Here is a 15,794-nt window from a genome sequence, read left to right as displayed (position 1 = left end):
ATTCTTTTATTATTTGTCTTATAACTTTCGGCTTATAACTTTAACACGATGTTGCTACTGAATTTAAAGAAGAGACAAATAGAATTTTTTTAAAATTAAGAAAATCATTTTGAAGCGCTTAATAGTCTCTTTCCCTGTAACAAGATCACACCCCTCACGCAAAACAAAATGACACTGTATAACCAATTTCCATGCTGTTAAAAAATCTTTCAATACATCTACATTTCATGATAGCACCTATAAAATAAGCCCTAAAGCCTCTCCATTAAAGTATATAAGACTTTTTGTATGCCATCATTTTTACACTTCATAAAAGTGCAAAACGACATCATCATGTGCGATCCTAATGCTTCAACAAATCTTGCATTTAAAATACGTTAAATGAATATTTTTATTCTTTTCTCAATCATTTTTTATCCACACACCAACCCTGCTTGTAATGTGCAAACGAATGATTTTGATTGATTCATTGTAAAAATATTTGAAATAAGAGAATCTTACGTATTAAGGTCTCTTACTCACATGAATAAAATATTAATTATGATTATAAATCAATGTATTATTGTCGTATATTAGATAATTTTTCTTCTTTCATTACGCTAACTTTATGAAGATATATAGTTCCTTTTGTGTTGATGTATTTTTACCTTTGTGCACACAATTGCAATGCGAGATCAGGTTGATCTGTCGTAATATAATGTACAGGCATATCAAGCCAATATGATAACCGAGCTTTTCCATTAATTGTCCATACCCCTACAGTAAAACCAGCCTCAAGAGCTGATTCAATAAAGTTCTGTGAAACAATAGAGCCATCTAAACTTAGATCAGAATAACCTAATTGCTTCCATTCAGAAAAATGACGGTACATATCACCTTCGAAATTATCAACACATGGACCAGATGGTATTCCTGCTTCAATAAAAGGACGAAGGATAAAAGGATCAAAACTAATAGCAGAAACCCGTTCTGATAAATTTCGGCTTTTTATTAGCGCAAGCGCTTTTTGGGATAATATTGTTTCGCGCTCCACTTCACCGCATGTCTTGATTTCAAGATGCAATGCAACATTCGTTGGTGCTAAAAGATCAAGCACTTCTTCTAATAAGGGAGGTGCTTCTTGGCTTCCTTTTACGCAGAGTTGTTTGCGTGTTTCATTATCAATGTCGTGAATATACCCCTTTTTTCCAACCAATTGGTCTAGACGGAAGTCGTGAAAGACAACCACTTCACCGCTTTTTAGCAAATGAACGTCGCATTCAACTTCATCAACACCTAACGCTATAGCATTATTAAATGCCGAAAGGGTATTTTCAGGATAAAGATGAGCTCCTCCACGGTGTGCAACAATTTTTTTCTCAGACATGCAAAATCCCACACTTCTCAATTTTAAACGATATTGACGTACAGATTGCCAGATAAAAGCTTATATCATATGAAAATACACAATCATTTTTAAATGATTTTTTCTACACTTTTCGAATATCAAACCCTCAGTCATATTTTATTCTTAAAAGACTTATCCTTCATTTTAATTATTCCCATTCAATAGTACTAGGAGGCTTTGAGGTTACATCATATACAACACGATTAATCCCTCTAACTTCGTTAATAATACGTGCTGCTGTCTTACTTAAAAACGCCATATCATAAGGATAAAAATCAGCAGTCATTCCATCTACAGATGTGACGGCGCGAAGAGCACAAACAAATTCATAAGTGCGACCATCCCCCATAACACCAACAGTTTGAACTGGAAGAAGAACAGCAAAAGCTTGCCAAATTTCATCATAAAGACCGGCCTTACGGATTTCCTCAAGATAAATAGCATCTGCTTCGCGTAAAATTTCTAATTTTTCACGTGTTACAGCACCTGGACACCGAATTGCAAGGCCGGGACCTGGAAAAGGATGGCGACCAATAAACTGCTCCGGTAGCCCTAACTCTCGTCCTAGCGAGCGAACCTCATCCTTAAAGAGCTCACGTAACGGTTCTACAAGTTTCATCTTCATCTGTTCTGGTAGCCCACCCACATTATGATGGCTTTTAATGGTTACCGTTTCACCAATAGCAGACACACTCTCAATAACATCTGGATAAAGTGTTCCTTGTGCTAAAAACTCTGCACCTCCTATTTTTTTCGTTTCTTCTTCAAAAACTTCAATAAAAAGGCGACCAATTGTTTTGCGTTTTTTTTCTGGATCTGTCTCACCTTTTAAAGCATTAAGAAACACATCAGCAGCATTAACGTGAATAAGCTCTATATTATAATGATCACGAAAGAGCGTGAGAACTTCTTCAGCTTCATTCTTGCGCATCAGCCCATGGTCTACCAAAATACATGTCAGTTGATCTCCTATAGCTTCATGAAGGAGTACCGCTACAACAGATGAATCCACTCCCCCTGAAAGACCACAAATCACACGACTTTTCCCAACTTTTTGTCGTATCGTAGCAATTGCCTGCTCACGATAAGAAGCCATTGACCAATTGCCTTTAATAGCAGAGATCTTATGAACAAAATTTTGCAAAAGTTTTGTACCATCCGGTGTATGGATAACTTCAGGATGAAACTGTACCGCATAAAAATGTCTTTTTTCATCCGCAATAGCCGCATAGGGAGCTCCTTTTGAGGTTCCTATGACACGAAAACCTTCTGGTAAAGCTGCCACACGGTCACCATGGCTCATCCATACTTGATAACGAGAACCTTTTTCCCACACTCCATCAAAAAGGGCACTCTCTTCTTGAACTTCCAAAAAAGCACGCCCAAATTCACGCTCATGTCCAGCTTCAACCTTTCCTCCAAGCTGAACACACATGACTTGTTCACCATAGCAAATACCCAAAATCGGAACACCCGCCTCAAAAATTTCCATTGGTGCACGCGGAGAGCCCTCATCAATAACGGAATAAGGACTCCCTGATAAAATAATAGCTTTAGGATTTATGCGGCGCACAGCTTCTAAAGCCAATTGAAAAGGAGCAATTTCACAATATACCCCCATTGCTCGTACCCGTCGTGCAATAAGTTGTGTAACTTGTGAACCAAAGTCAATAATAAGAACAGTGTCTGGATGTGATATGCTCATAGAAAACCAATCAACAATTGTAAAAGAAAACTCATGAGAGTTATGATTTAATCTTTCTCTTTTCACAAGCCTATTTTCTTACGAAAAAGATTATTCTCGTAAAGTTTATGATAAAAAGTGCAAAAATATGGATCAATGTTTTTTTTGCAACACAGATAAAAAGAACCCATCTGTTTGTGTTGTGGCTGGCGACAAAGTAAGTCCATAATTTGAAAAAACTGGTTGCACAGGAGAAAAACTAAAATGTTTCTGCCAAAGCGCTGGCATATCTATTGGAGAAAAATGAGAATGTTGTTGAAGGAAATGGGAAATTTGTTCCTCATTTTCATCTGTAAAAAGAGAACAGGTAATATAGATTAAGCGCCCATTTGGCTTAAGATAAGCTATCGCTTCATTCAAAATATCCCTCTGTTCTGTTTGGCGTTGTTTCACTTGTTCTAATGTTAAACGCCATTTCGCATCTGGACGACGACGCCATGTTCCTGTCCCACTACATGGTGCATCTAGTAGAACTCTATCCATCTGGCCTATTAATGGCTTCAATTCTTCTTTTTGTGCTCGTGTTTGTACATTACGAACACCAGCGCGTCGAAGACGATCAAAAATAGGAGCTAAGCGCGCTTTATCGGAATCATAAGCATAAATTTGCCCACGATTGTTCATATCGGAAGCTAAAGCTAATGTTTTGCCACCAGCACCTGCACAATAATCTAATACCTGCATGCTCTCTTGCGCTTCCACAAGGTGAGCAACAATTTGAGATCCTAAATCCTGTATTTCAAAGTGTCCTTTTTGAAAAGCTGGTTCCACTTGAACATTGGGATGACGATTAAACTTTTCAATCGGTGCAATTCTTAAAGCTTGCCCAAACCATGGAAAAGATTTAAGTTTGGTTTTTGCTAATTCTTTCAGCACCTTTTCTGGTGTTGCCTTTAGGTTATTTACCCGTAGGTCTAAAGAAGGACGCGTTGCTAACGCAGCCGCTTCAGTGATCCAATTATCACCAAATAAAGGACGCAGATGCGCTTGACACCATTGCGGAATATCACCACGAATATAGTCTGGAGCATCCACTAATTGCTGACCTTGCCACGATTTACGCTGTTTAGCCCCTAATAACTGCGGTGCAAACCGATCTTCTGTCAACTCACCGTCAATTTGCTCCAGCGTCATTTTTCCAGAATCTAATAAGGCACCAAAAACGATATCTCGGATATCATCACTCTCCATACGCCATTGTAAAGAATAACGTCGTCTTAAAACATCATAAACGATTGTACCAATAGCTGCACGATCACCTGCTCCAGCAAAGCGATGAGAAAGACCCCAATCCTTTAAAGCTTCTCCTACTGGGCGATGCTTCATTTCTATCTCTGTGAGAACATCTATTGCTGCTTGCAAACGCCCACCTAATCGCATTCATTTCTCCCATTAAAATAATAAAATTTTAAATCATCTAAAAAATAATATTATCGCCTTCTTGCCAATGAAACCTTCTCAACGCCATAAAAAATTTACATTCAATCTTAAAACGATCTGATCATACTTTTTTATAAGATCCAATTTAGAGTATCTAAATTTTTCCTTTCATCTTCTGCCCATTCGTTTTTTATCCTTCTACCTCTTATACTAAAAGATACGTAGCCATCCATAAAAAACTTATTTCCGCCATGCATTACGAAAAAAACAAACTCTTTAATTTATTGGCGTAAAATAAAGTTTACGAGGATTGTCTGAACAATAGAAAAAATCTTCTCATAAAATTAAACAAGCTCATCTTACGTTCAACAAAAAATTAACTTTTTAGAAAATGCTTGGAACCACTATTTGGCATGACCGTTTTTACTCTAATGGCAACTGCCAGACAATTTTAAAGGAGAAAATAATGACTTATAATAATGGAAAAACAACTTCGTCTAAAAGCCGTCATAATACAATGCCCTCAAACAACGGAAAGAAATCCGTTCAAAGTGATCAGACAAACACTCGCCAACGTGCGTCAAAGACTGGACGGAAGACAACAAAAAGTTAATTCTAATTTTATATAACTTATTTCATATAGTCTTAACAGAAAGAATTAGAGTTTTAACCTCTAATTCTTTCCTTTTTGGGATTATTACACCAAATTACAAACAGAAAAAGCGCAGTCTCTCTTTCTTGTTCTCGGCAAATTTTATATTTATGCAATATGATATTAGGCTCTTGTATCTTTAAACTGGCCCACGATAATTTGGACTCTCTCGTGTGATAGAAACATCATGCGTATGACTTTCATGGAGTCCCGCATTCGTAATACGTACAAACGTTGCTTTTTCCCGAAACTCTACGAGATCTTTTGCTCCAACATACCCCATCGAAGCACGAAGTCCACCAGCAAGCTGATGTAGAACTGATGCTATAGGACCTTTATAAGCCACCTGCCCCTCCACACCCTCAGGAACCAACTTAAGTTCATCACGAACATCATCTTGAAAATAGCGATCTGCCGATCCTCGTGCCATAGCACCAACAGATCCCATGCCGCGATAAGCTTTAAAGGATCGTCCTTGATAAAGATAAACTTCACCAGGACTTTCTTCTGTACCCGCTAAAAGAGAGCCAATCATAGCAGCACAAGCCCCACCTGCTAAGGCTTTAGCAAAATCACCCGAAGCTTTTATCCCCCCATCAGCAATAACGGGAATGCCCGCTTTTTCAGCAACTTCTGCAGCATTCATAATGGCTGCAAGCTGAGGAACACCAACACCTGCAACAATTCGCGTTGTGCAAATAGAACCAGGACCAATCCCAACTTTTATAGCATCCGCACCACTGTCAATCAAAGCCTGTGTTGCTTGAGCAGTCGCCACATTACCAGCAATAATAGCTGGAGAAAACGTCATTTTTTTAATACGCTCAACAGTGTCTAATACACGCTGAGAATGTCCATGTGCAGTATCAATTACTAGAATATCAACGCCTGCATCAATTAATCGTTCAGCCCGCTCAAACCCATCGTTCCCTACACTACTTGCAGCTGCAACACGCAAGCGACCTTGTGAATCTTTGGCAGCGTTTGGATTTAATTTTGCTTTTTCAATATCCTTAACTGTTATCAGTCCGACACAACGATTCTGTTCATCCACAACTAATAATTTTTCAATACGATGATGATGTAAAAGATACTTCGCTTCATTGAGTTGAACATTTTCACGCACTGTGATTAAATTTTCATGCGTCATTAATTCATAAATTTTTTGTTTAGGATCCGATGCAAAACGCACATCCCTATTTGTCAAAATGCCAACAAGCCGTCCAGCAGTTTCACCTTTAGCACCATTTTCAACAACCGGAATACCGGAAATACCATGAGAGCGCATCAAAGATTTTGCTTCTTCAAGTGTTGCATCTGGTCCAATGGTGACTGGATTAACAACCATACCAGATTCAAACTTTTTTACTTGGCGAACTTCTTCTGCCTGCTCTGCAGGAGACATATTACGATGAATAACCCCAAGACCACCAGCTTGAGCCATAGCAATTGCCAAACGCGATTCTGTTACCGTATCCATTGCCGCAGAAAGCAATGGCAAATTGAGCTTAATATCCGCTGCAATGCGCGTACTGAGATCCACTTGACTAGGCATAACAAGAGAATGACCGGGTTGTAAAAGTACATCATCAAAAGTCAGTGCCAATGCACCTGTCCCCGTTTCAACAATCTTTGCCATATCAAAATTCCTTTTATAATAAAACACCGCAAGAAGCTTTAAAATACAACTGCGGTTCTCATACATGGTAGATTGGCAAAAAATTATGCCATGCTACAAACAAAATGAAAAGAAAAATAAATATTTTTTTTAAGTGTGGTTTATAAAAATTTACAATTGTGATTCAATAGGTAACCAACTTATTATTTTTGCAAATGCGCGACGCCAAAAATTGCTTTCTGGCTCATAGTCAATGCTATATTTTTTTTCATTTTCAATAAAATCCCAATAAATACGATTATTATCACCAAGACGCAGATGATAGCTCATTTCCCCTGTGGTTTCTTCAGAAAACAACAAATCTAATCTTGCTGTAATGGGAGCACATTCAAAAAGAATGCCCATTTCTGTATTTAATGATGCTGATCTTGGATCAAAATTTAAAGATCCAATAAAAGCTGTTTTACGATCAATTAAAAAAGCTTTGGCATGTAGACTTGCCTTACTCGATCGAAACAATCGTAACCCATGAGTATTGCCTTCCGCTTTTAATTCATAAAGATTAACACCACTTTTCAACAATGCCTTACGATAAGGTACATAACCACCATGCACTAATGCTACATCAGTAGCTGCTAAAGAATTTGTCAGAATTTTGACATCAACACCTTTTGAAACCAAATTACTAAAATTCTGCGTGCCAACCTTACCAGGAACAAAATAAGGTGACGTAATCTGAACCGTTTTTTGGGCATTTCCAATAACCTTTGAAAGTGCCTTCATAAGCCAATTACTTGCTTTTTTACGCAATGCTTTTTCTGGAGGGTCAGAAAGAACAACAACTTTGTCTGCTAAAAATAACCGCTTTCCTGTTTGGATAAAACAATTAAAGTTAATGTGCTCTTTGACATAATCTAAATAAACTTTTGCAACTTTGGAATCACGAAACTTTCGTAATTTATCTTTCCAATAGCTAAGATCACTTGCGCTTTTAGGAACAACCAAAGTATGAATTGGCAAAACAACAGCACTATTCCAAAAATCATCAAAGATACTTTCTACCTTTTTAACAGAAGGACCGATTAACATCAAATCTAAATCTCGAAAATGGGATTCTTTACCAGCATCAAAATAAGAATCTGCAAGATTACGTCCTCCTACAAAAGCGACCCTGCCATCAACAATAAAAGCTTTATTATGCATTCTACGTGTTACAGTAATTGCCCGTAATATAATTTCTAAACCACGGCGTAAACCACCTTTACGCGATCGCCCTGGATTAAACATTCTCACCTCAATGTGAGGATGTTTATCTAGCGCAATATAAGCTGGATCACGTGCCTGAGCATTAATATCATCCAAAAGAAGCCGTACCCGAACCCCTCGATCAGCTGCCTCAACTATTTCACTTAATAATAGGCGCCCCGTTAAATCATCATCCCAAATATAATACATCAGATCAAGGCTACGCCCAGCCTCTGCAGCTCCTATTGCACGAACACAAAACGCATCCAAATTGCTGATAATGAGAGAAAGGGCATCTTTATCAATCCCCAATCCATTTTCTTTCTCAGCTAATTGACTGACGATACGATCAAGCTTAGTTTCATCTTTCTGAAGAGGTAACGCATAAGAACATTGCCCCCTAGCATTTTTCACAAAACGCCCATAGGTGTAGATTGCCAACATAGATGCAATAAAAAAAAAGAGGACAAAACCAATAACAATCTGTAAAAGAGTCAAAGAGGGCAAACTTTCTATTTTAAACTATCACATCATCAGTAATGCAAACAATAACACTAATCACTTTATCTTAATCGTATAGCAGATAAAATGCCACTTCTTGCTTAAGAGAGTATAAATTTAATATTGATGATACAAAAATTTTAGCGGTAGTATTTAAAAGTTTTTAAAAATGCTTCTCTGTTTTAATAAATGTAAACTTAACTAAAATTGTATAAATTGAAACAAACGATTAAAATAGTCACATAAAATTTATATTTTATTTAAATCAACAAAATCATCCTCTATAGATAAATTTTACAATAAATGATTGTTTTCTTCAGCTTTCCCCCACGAACTTTATCAAAATTCACTCTATTTTTTGAAACGCATGCTTGTCATGAAGAGAAATTTGTTATGAATTTTATTTTCGTTCTTGATTTCTTATTGCTCTCAATTCTTCCATTTTTCTATAAAGTGTAGAGCGACCAATATGAAGGCGACGCGCAATCTCACTCATATGTCCTTTATAATGTTTAATCGCTTTCTCTATAATATCATGCTCCATTTCTGCAAAAGTACGTACATGCCCATCAGTATTCAAAAATTTTATCGATTCTTGCTCATTATCTTCTTGTATATTACCCTCAATGATATTGGGAACATTCATTAATAAATTTCCCATTAATTGCGGAAAGTCTCGAACAGTTAATAACGGTCCTTCACTGAGTAAAATCGCACGAAATAAAAAGGTTTCAAGCTCATTTCTATTGCCAGGCCAATCATACTGCATAAGCAAGGAAAGAGCAGAGCCTGCTAAACCATGGACATGTGATCGCCCTGTTTCTGTGATAATGCGATCAATCAAACGTTGTGTGATCTCTGGAAAATCATCCCTTAATTCTCGTAAAGCAGGAACGCTAATAGACAAGTGAGAAAATTGTTCAAACAAACTATGCAAAAAAAAGTTCTCATTAACCAAGTCCTTTAAACGCGATGTTGAAATAGCGATGATCCGAAAAGGAAAAAAATCTCCTTTTGTATCCCTTTCCCTTTCTTTAAGGTAATGAGCAAACCGTTTTTGCTGTATGGGCTCAAGTCGATCAATATCACAAAGGCAAAGTGTCCCTTTTTCAAGAGAAGAAACCAATGGTAGGAATTCTTTAAACCACTGCTGATTTTCTTCTTCTGGATCAACGATGGCTGAACATTGAAAGCGAACAAAAACACCCTCCGAAAATAATCCCTCATGATGAATAATCCGAGCTAATGTCTCACGTCCTGTTCCAGCTTCCCCCTCTATCAAAAGATTCTGTAAAGAAGTTGCTGCTTGTCTCGATTGTTCTAACACTATCTGCATAGCTCTACTTTTTACGCAAAGATCAGAAAACCGTAAATGATTCTCTTTTTTTCGCCGAATATCTCGAACCTCACGCTCCAAGGCAGAAATAAGAGCAAGGATATCCAAAGTAACTCTTACGCGTAATAATGTTACTGGATGGATCCAATAATCAATAGCTCCAGCTGTTAAAGCTTTCTGGAGTAAATGCTGATTCTCTTGTTGTGCTATAACGACAATAGGAACAGAAACACCAGCAACTCTAATCATTTTAATCAAATCGCTCACACTCAAATCACTCATAACGACATCAAGGAGTGCAAGCACAATGTTTTTACGCCTGTGTAAAAGATCAATCGTACGGAGACCATTTTCTGCTTCAATGACACGATAACCAAAACCTCGCAGCATAGAAGAAAGTTCTATACGTCTTCCATAATCTTCACTCGCAACAAGAATGGGACCAACCATAATGTTAATAATCTCCTTTGAGACTACTTAGCAGCTTAATATAAAAATTGTTGTAAACCATAAGAAATATTTTACCTCTTGTGTTTCACTTACGAACTTCATCAAGCTGTCAATTAAATACAACATTAAGGCATTTTTTTCCATTTTTTTGCTTTTTCATTGATTTTTATCAAATTTTTCATATTGACTCATGGGGTAATTTAATAATGTTATAGAAACTAGAGAGCAAAATAATCTAAATAGAGTGCAATAAATGAAACATACCTATCATATTTTATGTCTTACAATTACCGCCTTGCTGTTAAGTGCCTGTAACTTTTCGCGATATTATAACTCAAATATGCCAACTGGAATTGATGGAAAATGGGTTGATGAGAATGGTATTATTTCTTCTTTCCACAATGGTGTTTTTGAAACGCATGCAGCAGATACAGAAGAAAAACTATCAGAAGGAGCATATAATTATCTCAATGCCCAAAATATAGAAATTGAAATACGCTCTATTCTCCGTGGAACAATTTCTAGAGTCAACTGTACAATGTCATATGACGCCACACAACTTCTCTGCACCTCACATACAGGAGCACAGTTTTTCCTTAAGCGGAAATCTTAAACAAAGTACAAGGGAAACCTCTCTTAAGAACAGAGGGAGCACACACATTAAGCAGGAGGCGACATCCTTTCTCCTCCTGATAGAAAATCCTCTCTAAAATACGCAAAGAGGCTAGTATAATCTTTACCCTGAAAATTTTCTAAACATTATGAAATGCGTAAAATAATCATTTTCTTCCACAAAATATCAGTAAAGCCACCTCACAATAAAATTGTAACTTTGTATCATTCAATCTATTTCAACCTAAAATAACATTTTATTTGATAGGGAAGCTTAATCTAAGCAGCGCCAATGCGCAAAAGATCATGAAAATGAACAATTCCTATCGGTTTTTTATCTTCAACCACAAAAAATGCACCAATCTGATGATCATTAATAAAAGCTGTTGCTGCACCAACAAGTGTATTTGGCTTTACAACTTTAGGAGCTTTGGTCATCACCTCGTCAACATTAAATTTTGATAAATTAAAATGAATGTTACGTGCAAGATCGCCATCAGTTACAATTCCGATTAGTTCACCTTCTTGATTCACAACACCAACACAACCAAAATGTTTTTCCACCAAAACATTCATCGCTTCAGTCATAGCTGTTCCCTGCATAACCAAAGGAATATTATCACCCTCATGCATAATATCACACACGTATTTAAGGCTTGCACCAAGAGAACCACCAGGATGATATATTTTGAAATCCGTTGCGGTAAAACCACGCATTTCTAAAAGAGAAACCGCTAATGCATCTCCCATTGCCAATTGCATAATTGTTGAAGTTGTAGGGGCTAAACCATGGGGGCAAGCCTCTTCTATCTTTGGTAATAATAGTACAATATCAGCTTGTCGTCCTAACACAGAGTGCTTACTTGATGTCATCGCAATAAGGGGGATACGAAAACGCGCCGCATAACTTATAATACCACTTAACTCTTGGGTTTCACCAGACCATGATAAAGCAAGAATAACGTCATCAGAGCCAATCATACCAAGATCACCATGATTGGCTTCTGCAGCGTGAACAAAAAAGGCAGGTGTTCCAGTTGAGGCTAAGGTTGCTGCAATTTTTGTCCCTATATGACCACTTTTTCCAAGACCAGTAATAACCACATGTCCACGAGCATTTCTAATAGTTTGAACAGCCGCTTCAAAAGAAGAAGAAAGACTTTCCAGAAGAGCTTTTTCAAGAGCTTCAAGCCCCTGCTTTTCACTAGCAAGTGTTTTAAGCGCTGATGCTACTGCACCTTGCAAAGCCATATGAGGAGACGATATTGTCATAATCAAATTCGATCAATAAAATTAAGTGAGAGATCTATATCACTTTTCGACATTAATGGTTTCTAGTAAATTTTTCAATGAAGCAGAAACGTGGCTGTGCATATCAGCGCGTGCCAAAGAAAATGCAACGTTGGCTTCAATAAAACCAGCTTTAGAACCGCAATCAAAAGTGCGCCCTTTTACTTGCAAACCCCAAAAATCTTGCTCATTTGAAAGCCGTATCATAGCATCTGTTAATTGAATTTCATTTCCTGTTCCCCGTTCTTGAGTGGAAAGAATATTAAAAATTTCTGGCTGCAAAATATAACGTCCATTGATGTACAAATTTGATGGTGCCGTACCTTGTGCTGGTTTCTCTACCATTTTTGTGATTTCAAAACCATTTGCAATCTGTTTGCCTTTCCCAACAATACCATATTTATGTGTTTCTCTAGGATCGCATTCCTGAACTGCTATAATATTTCCCCCACCCACCTTTTCATAAAGGCTCATCATTTCAGAAAGACAGCCCTTTTTCGCTTGTATCAACATATCCGGTAATAACAAAGCAAAAGGTTCCCCTGCAACTAATTCACGTGCACACCAAAGAGCATGCCCTAATCCCAAAGGTTGCTGTTGCCGAGTGAAAGAAGTTGACCCTGGTAATGGCTGTAAACGGTATAAATGTGCAAGATCTTCTTTCTTTCCACATTCAGCAAGTGTCGTATATAATTCAACTTGCTCATCAAAATAATCCTCAATAACGGCTTTGTTACGTCCAGTTACAAAAATAAAATGCTCAATACCAGCTTCCCTCGCCTCATCCATAACATATTGAATAACAGGTTTATCAACAACTGTTAGCATTTCTTTAGGAATCGTTTTTGTCGCAGGAAGAAAACGCGTACCAAGACCTGCTACTGGGAATACTGCTTTCCGGATTTTACGCACACTCACCCTCCTCAATGAATTCATATAACTTTTTTGTTTTATTTATCATATGTTTTTACGAAATGGTAAAAAAGATATCTTATTGTTTTGATTATCATTATAATGAGCAATAAAAATGTAAAAAGAGTCTGAGAATTTATTGAAGGGATTAAAACGTATTATTTATTTCAGTTTTTTCCTCTTCTTGATCATATTATCGATTAAACTAAATACAAAATAAAGTTATTGCACATCTAATGAATTGAATATTAATGGGGATTTCAAAATGCAAAAAACAGAATTGAAGACTTTCTCTTTTTTAGAGAAGTCAATAGCTTGGAGAACTCTTCTCACTGGCTCTGCCGTTATTTTTTCTGCTTTTTTAATGTTTTTTGCACCCCTTTCATATGCTGATAGCGGATTTAAACACTGGATTAAAGAATTTAAAAAAATAGCTATTACTCACAATATTACCCCCTCTACGTTTCATATGGCGTTTAAAGGTGTTAATGCCATTGATCCAGAAGTTCTAAAAAGCGCCGCATACCAACCGGAATTTGTTGCTCCTTCATGGAACTATTTCGATAATCGTGTCCATGATATTGCAATTGAGGAAGGACGACGCCAAACTCAAAAATGGAACAAATGGCTTCTTCAAATTGAAAAACGTTTTGGTGTTGATCGCAATATTCTGCTTGCTATTTGGTCAATGGAAAGCAACTATGGGAAGGTTTTAGCTAATAAAAGTGTAATGCGTGATACCATTCGCTCTCTTGCAACTTTAGCCTATGCTGATAAAAAACGTGCAAAATATGCATATACACAGCTGATTGCTGCTATGAAAATTCTACAAAGTGGCGAAATTAAACGCTCTCAACTCACTGGATCTTGGGCCGGTGCATTGGGGCATACACAATTTATTCCAAGCAGTTATCTCGCCTATGCAGTTGATATGGACCAAGATGGACGGCGTGATATCTGGAACTCTGTTCCAGATGCTCTGGCTACTGCTGCTAACCTTCTCCACAAAAATGGCTGGCAACCTAATCTTATTTGGGGAGTAGAGGTAAAAGTGCCGCAGGGGAAAACCCTTCCTGAAGGCTGGTATTCCTTTGAACAATGGAAAAAATTAGGTGTAAAACACGCAAATGGGCACCCTCTTCCTACATCAGCTGAACAAGCAATATTAAAATATCCAGATGGAGCAAAAGGACCTATATTTTTAGTCACAAAAAATTTCTTTGTTCTGAAACATTATAATAATGCAGATCGTTATGCGTTTGCTGTTGGCCTTCTTGCTGATCGCATTGCTGGACATCCTAGATTGGTAAATGATTGGCAAAGACCTTTTCAACCTCTTACTTTCCAGGAATGTAAAGAACTACAATCTCGCTTAAGTGCACTGGGCTATTATAAAGGGAATGTTGATGGAAAAATCGGAACAGCTTCTCGCAAAGCAATTAAAGCTTTTCAACTGCGTCACGGTCTAAAAGCAAATGGATATCCATCATCTCAAGTGCTTTTTCTCCTTCGCAAACAATAAGGGAGACTAAATTTTTGTCTTCTTTTCGCCTGATATACTTGACATTATTGCTGTTTTCACTTTCTATTGTGGGGATCTTACAGCCATCCCCAAGTAAAGCAACGAACTTCTTCAAATGGTTGTCACAACAAAACAAACAGACACAGCAGCCACCGCAAATTATAGAACAAAAAATAGACAAGCCGCAAAAAAAGATCGTAACACAAAAAAACATACAAAAGCTAAAAAATGAGAATGCAAAGCGCATTCTTGTCATAGGGGATTTTGCAGCTTCTGCTGTTGCTGATGCACTTAAGAAATTTTTTATAAATAATAGCGATATCGTTATCATGAACAACACAATGCCAGCTTCCGGCTTAGTTCGAACGGATTATTATTCTTGGCAAAGCAATATTTCTAAACTCATTGATCAAAATAGCCCCGATGTTATTATCATGATGATCGGTGCAAATGATAATCAACCCATCACAGACTCTCATAACATGATTAACACAGATCAGTCAGAATGGATACGCATCTACAAACAAAGAATTATCGAAATTACTGAAAGTCTTCACGCCTCTGGAAAATCATGGATATGGATAGGTCAGCCTTCTTTTGGAAATGATCTTTTGACACAAAAAATGAAAATTTTTAATGCGCTCTATAAACAAGAAACAGAAACAGCAGGAGGGTATTTTCTCGATATCTGGAGCGGCTTTAGTGATGAGACAGGAAATTTTTCTTTTTCAGGCTATGATATTAATGGAAAAATAACCAAATTACGCACCAATAATGGCATGCATTTCACCCCTGAAGGAAAGAAAAAACTTGCCTCTTATTTAGAAAAACCATTGAAAAATATTTCAAATTTTTATGCCTTTTCTCATGAAAATTCTTACTCAACCGATCAAGTTATTCAAAAACTTATACAAGAATCAGAGAATCAAGAGCGGAGTAAAATTATGCGTCAGCCTCCAATGAGCCTCGATGATATGGCACAAAAAAACACTCACCTTTTAGGCAAAAGAAAGTCAAGTTTTATAAAAAAATCATGGTTTCCACCAAATGGGCATCAAAAAGATCGAGCTGATAATTTTTCTTTCCCATAATGTCTATTTAAAATACAAAATCTATTTTCCTCTATAAACAAAAAGCGAATAAGA

The 15,794-nt window shown here is 37.1% G+C and carries 12 protein-coding genes; 4 read left to right on the top strand and 8 right to left on the bottom strand.

What is annotated here, in order from left to right; all coding sequences use genetic code 11:
• Positions 1-643: 643 nt before the first annotated feature.
• From ACFIMS_RS06835 to ACFIMS_RS06825, 3 genes are all read right to left on the bottom strand, one after another.
• Positions 644-1,366 (bottom strand): glycerophosphodiester phosphodiesterase, encoded by a 723-nt coding sequence (locus ACFIMS_RS06835; protein WP_375611843.1) that lies wholly within the window; start codon positions 1,364-1,366, stop codon positions 644-646.
• 169 nt (positions 1,367-1,535) lie between these two features.
• The gene (guaA, locus tag ACFIMS_RS06830; protein WP_375611844.1) at positions 1,536-3,092 is read right to left on the bottom strand and encodes a glutamine-hydrolyzing GMP synthase; all 1,557 of its coding nucleotides are present in this window, start codon (positions 3,090-3,092) and stop codon (positions 1,536-1,538) included.
• 132 nt (positions 3,093-3,224) lie between these two features.
• Positions 3,225-4,511, bottom strand: coding sequence for an RsmB/NOP family class I SAM-dependent RNA methyltransferase (locus tag ACFIMS_RS06825; RefSeq protein WP_375627664.1), 1,287 nt, complete (start codon positions 4,509-4,511; stop codon positions 3,225-3,227).
• Between the two features lie 466 nt (positions 4,512-4,977).
• Between ACFIMS_RS06825 and ACFIMS_RS06820 the strand changes: the two genes are divergently transcribed.
• Entirely contained in the window at positions 4,978-5,124 is a 147-nt protein-coding gene (locus ACFIMS_RS06820; protein ID WP_273722522.1) for a hypothetical protein, read from the top strand.
• Positions 5,125-5,302: 178 nt separating this feature from the next.
• On the opposite strand, the gene guaB is transcribed toward ACFIMS_RS06820, so the two are convergent.
• The 3 genes from guaB to ACFIMS_RS06805 form a co-directional block, all read right to left on the bottom strand.
• On the bottom strand, positions 5,303-6,802 hold the full coding sequence (gene guaB, locus ACFIMS_RS06815) for an IMP dehydrogenase (RefSeq protein ID WP_375613284.1): 1,500 nt from the start codon (positions 6,800-6,802) through the stop codon (positions 5,303-5,305).
• Positions 6,803-6,952: 150 nt separating this feature from the next.
• The gene (locus ACFIMS_RS06810; RefSeq protein ID WP_375632273.1) at positions 6,953-8,524 is read right to left on the bottom strand and encodes a phospholipase D family protein; all 1,572 of its coding nucleotides are present in this window, start codon (positions 8,522-8,524) and stop codon (positions 6,953-6,955) included.
• Between the two features lie 403 nt (positions 8,525-8,927).
• Positions 8,928-10,313: a sigma-54-dependent transcriptional regulator gene (locus ACFIMS_RS06805; RefSeq protein WP_375681324.1), complete on the bottom strand. Its 1,386-nt coding sequence runs from the start codon at positions 10,311-10,313 to the stop codon at positions 8,928-8,930.
• 253 nt (positions 10,314-10,566) lie between these two features.
• Here ACFIMS_RS06805 and ACFIMS_RS06800 point away from each other — a divergent pair, with 253 nt between their 5' ends.
• Positions 10,567-10,926: a hypothetical protein gene (locus ACFIMS_RS06800; RefSeq protein ID WP_375611849.1), complete on the top strand. Its 360-nt coding sequence runs from the start codon at positions 10,567-10,569 to the stop codon at positions 10,924-10,926.
• Between the two features lie 278 nt (positions 10,927-11,204).
• Here ACFIMS_RS06800 and ACFIMS_RS06795 read toward each other — a convergent pair whose 3' ends face one another.
• Together ACFIMS_RS06795 and ACFIMS_RS06790 are read right to left on the bottom strand one after the other, a co-directional pair.
• Positions 11,205-12,197 (bottom strand): SIS domain-containing protein, encoded by a 993-nt coding sequence (locus ACFIMS_RS06795; protein WP_375613282.1) that lies wholly within the window; start codon positions 12,195-12,197, stop codon positions 11,205-11,207.
• 39 nt (positions 12,198-12,236) lie between these two features.
• Positions 12,237-13,127: a UTP--glucose-1-phosphate uridylyltransferase gene (locus ACFIMS_RS06790; protein WP_375613281.1), complete on the bottom strand. Its 891-nt coding sequence runs from the start codon at positions 13,125-13,127 to the stop codon at positions 12,237-12,239.
• 265 nt (positions 13,128-13,392) lie between these two features.
• On the opposite strand from ACFIMS_RS06790, the gene ACFIMS_RS06785 reads away from it, so the two are divergent.
• Positions 13,393-14,649 (top strand): lytic murein transglycosylase, encoded by a 1,257-nt coding sequence (locus tag ACFIMS_RS06785; RefSeq protein ID WP_375696517.1) that lies wholly within the window; start codon positions 13,393-13,395, stop codon positions 14,647-14,649.
• A gap of 14 nt (positions 14,650-14,663) precedes the next feature.
• A complete protein-coding gene (locus ACFIMS_RS06780) occupies positions 14,664-15,740 on the top strand; it encodes an SGNH family hydrolase (protein WP_375668325.1) in 1,077 nt (358 codons plus the stop codon).
• Positions 15,741-15,794 lie beyond the last annotated feature (54 nt).

The organism is Bartonella sp. AP331QHHD (assembly GCF_042195905.1).
In the GTDB taxonomy this organism is placed as follows: Bacteria; Pseudomonadota; Alphaproteobacteria; order Rhizobiales; family Rhizobiaceae; genus Bartonella.
This window is presented reverse-complemented; position numbering and strand designations above follow the sequence as displayed.

What these genes read in the sequence shown, in the direction of transcription:
- ACFIMS_RS06835 (WP_375611843.1), bottom strand. Translation starts at nt 1,366, where the DNA reads ATGTCTGAGAAAAAAATTGTTGCACACCGTGGAGGAGCTCATCTTTAT.
- guaA (WP_375611844.1), bottom strand. Translation starts at nt 3,092, where the DNA reads ATGAGCATATCACATCCAGACACTGTTCTTATTATTGACTTTGGTTCA.
- ACFIMS_RS06825 (WP_375627664.1), bottom strand. Translation starts at nt 4,511, where the DNA reads ATGCGATTAGGTGGGCGTTTGCAAGCAGCAATAGATGTTCTCACAGAG.
- ACFIMS_RS06820 (WP_273722522.1), top strand. Translation starts at nt 4,978, where the DNA reads ATGACTTATAATAATGGAAAAACAACTTCGTCTAAAAGCCGTCATAAT.
- guaB (WP_375613284.1), bottom strand. Translation starts at nt 6,802, where the DNA reads ATGGCAAAGATTGTTGAAACGGGGACAGGTGCATTGGCACTGACTTTT.
- ACFIMS_RS06805 (WP_375681324.1), bottom strand. Translation starts at nt 10,313, where the DNA reads ATGGTTGGTCCCATTCTTGTTGCGAGTGAAGATTATGGAAGACGTATA.
- ACFIMS_RS06800 (WP_375611849.1), top strand. Translation starts at nt 10,567, where the DNA reads ATGAAACATACCTATCATATTTTATGTCTTACAATTACCGCCTTGCTG.
- ACFIMS_RS06795 (WP_375613282.1), bottom strand. Translation starts at nt 12,197, where the DNA reads ATGACAATATCGTCTCCTCATATGGCTTTGCAAGGTGCAGTAGCATCA.
- ACFIMS_RS06785 (WP_375696517.1), top strand. Translation starts at nt 13,393, where the DNA reads ATGCAAAAAACAGAATTGAAGACTTTCTCTTTTTTAGAGAAGTCAATA.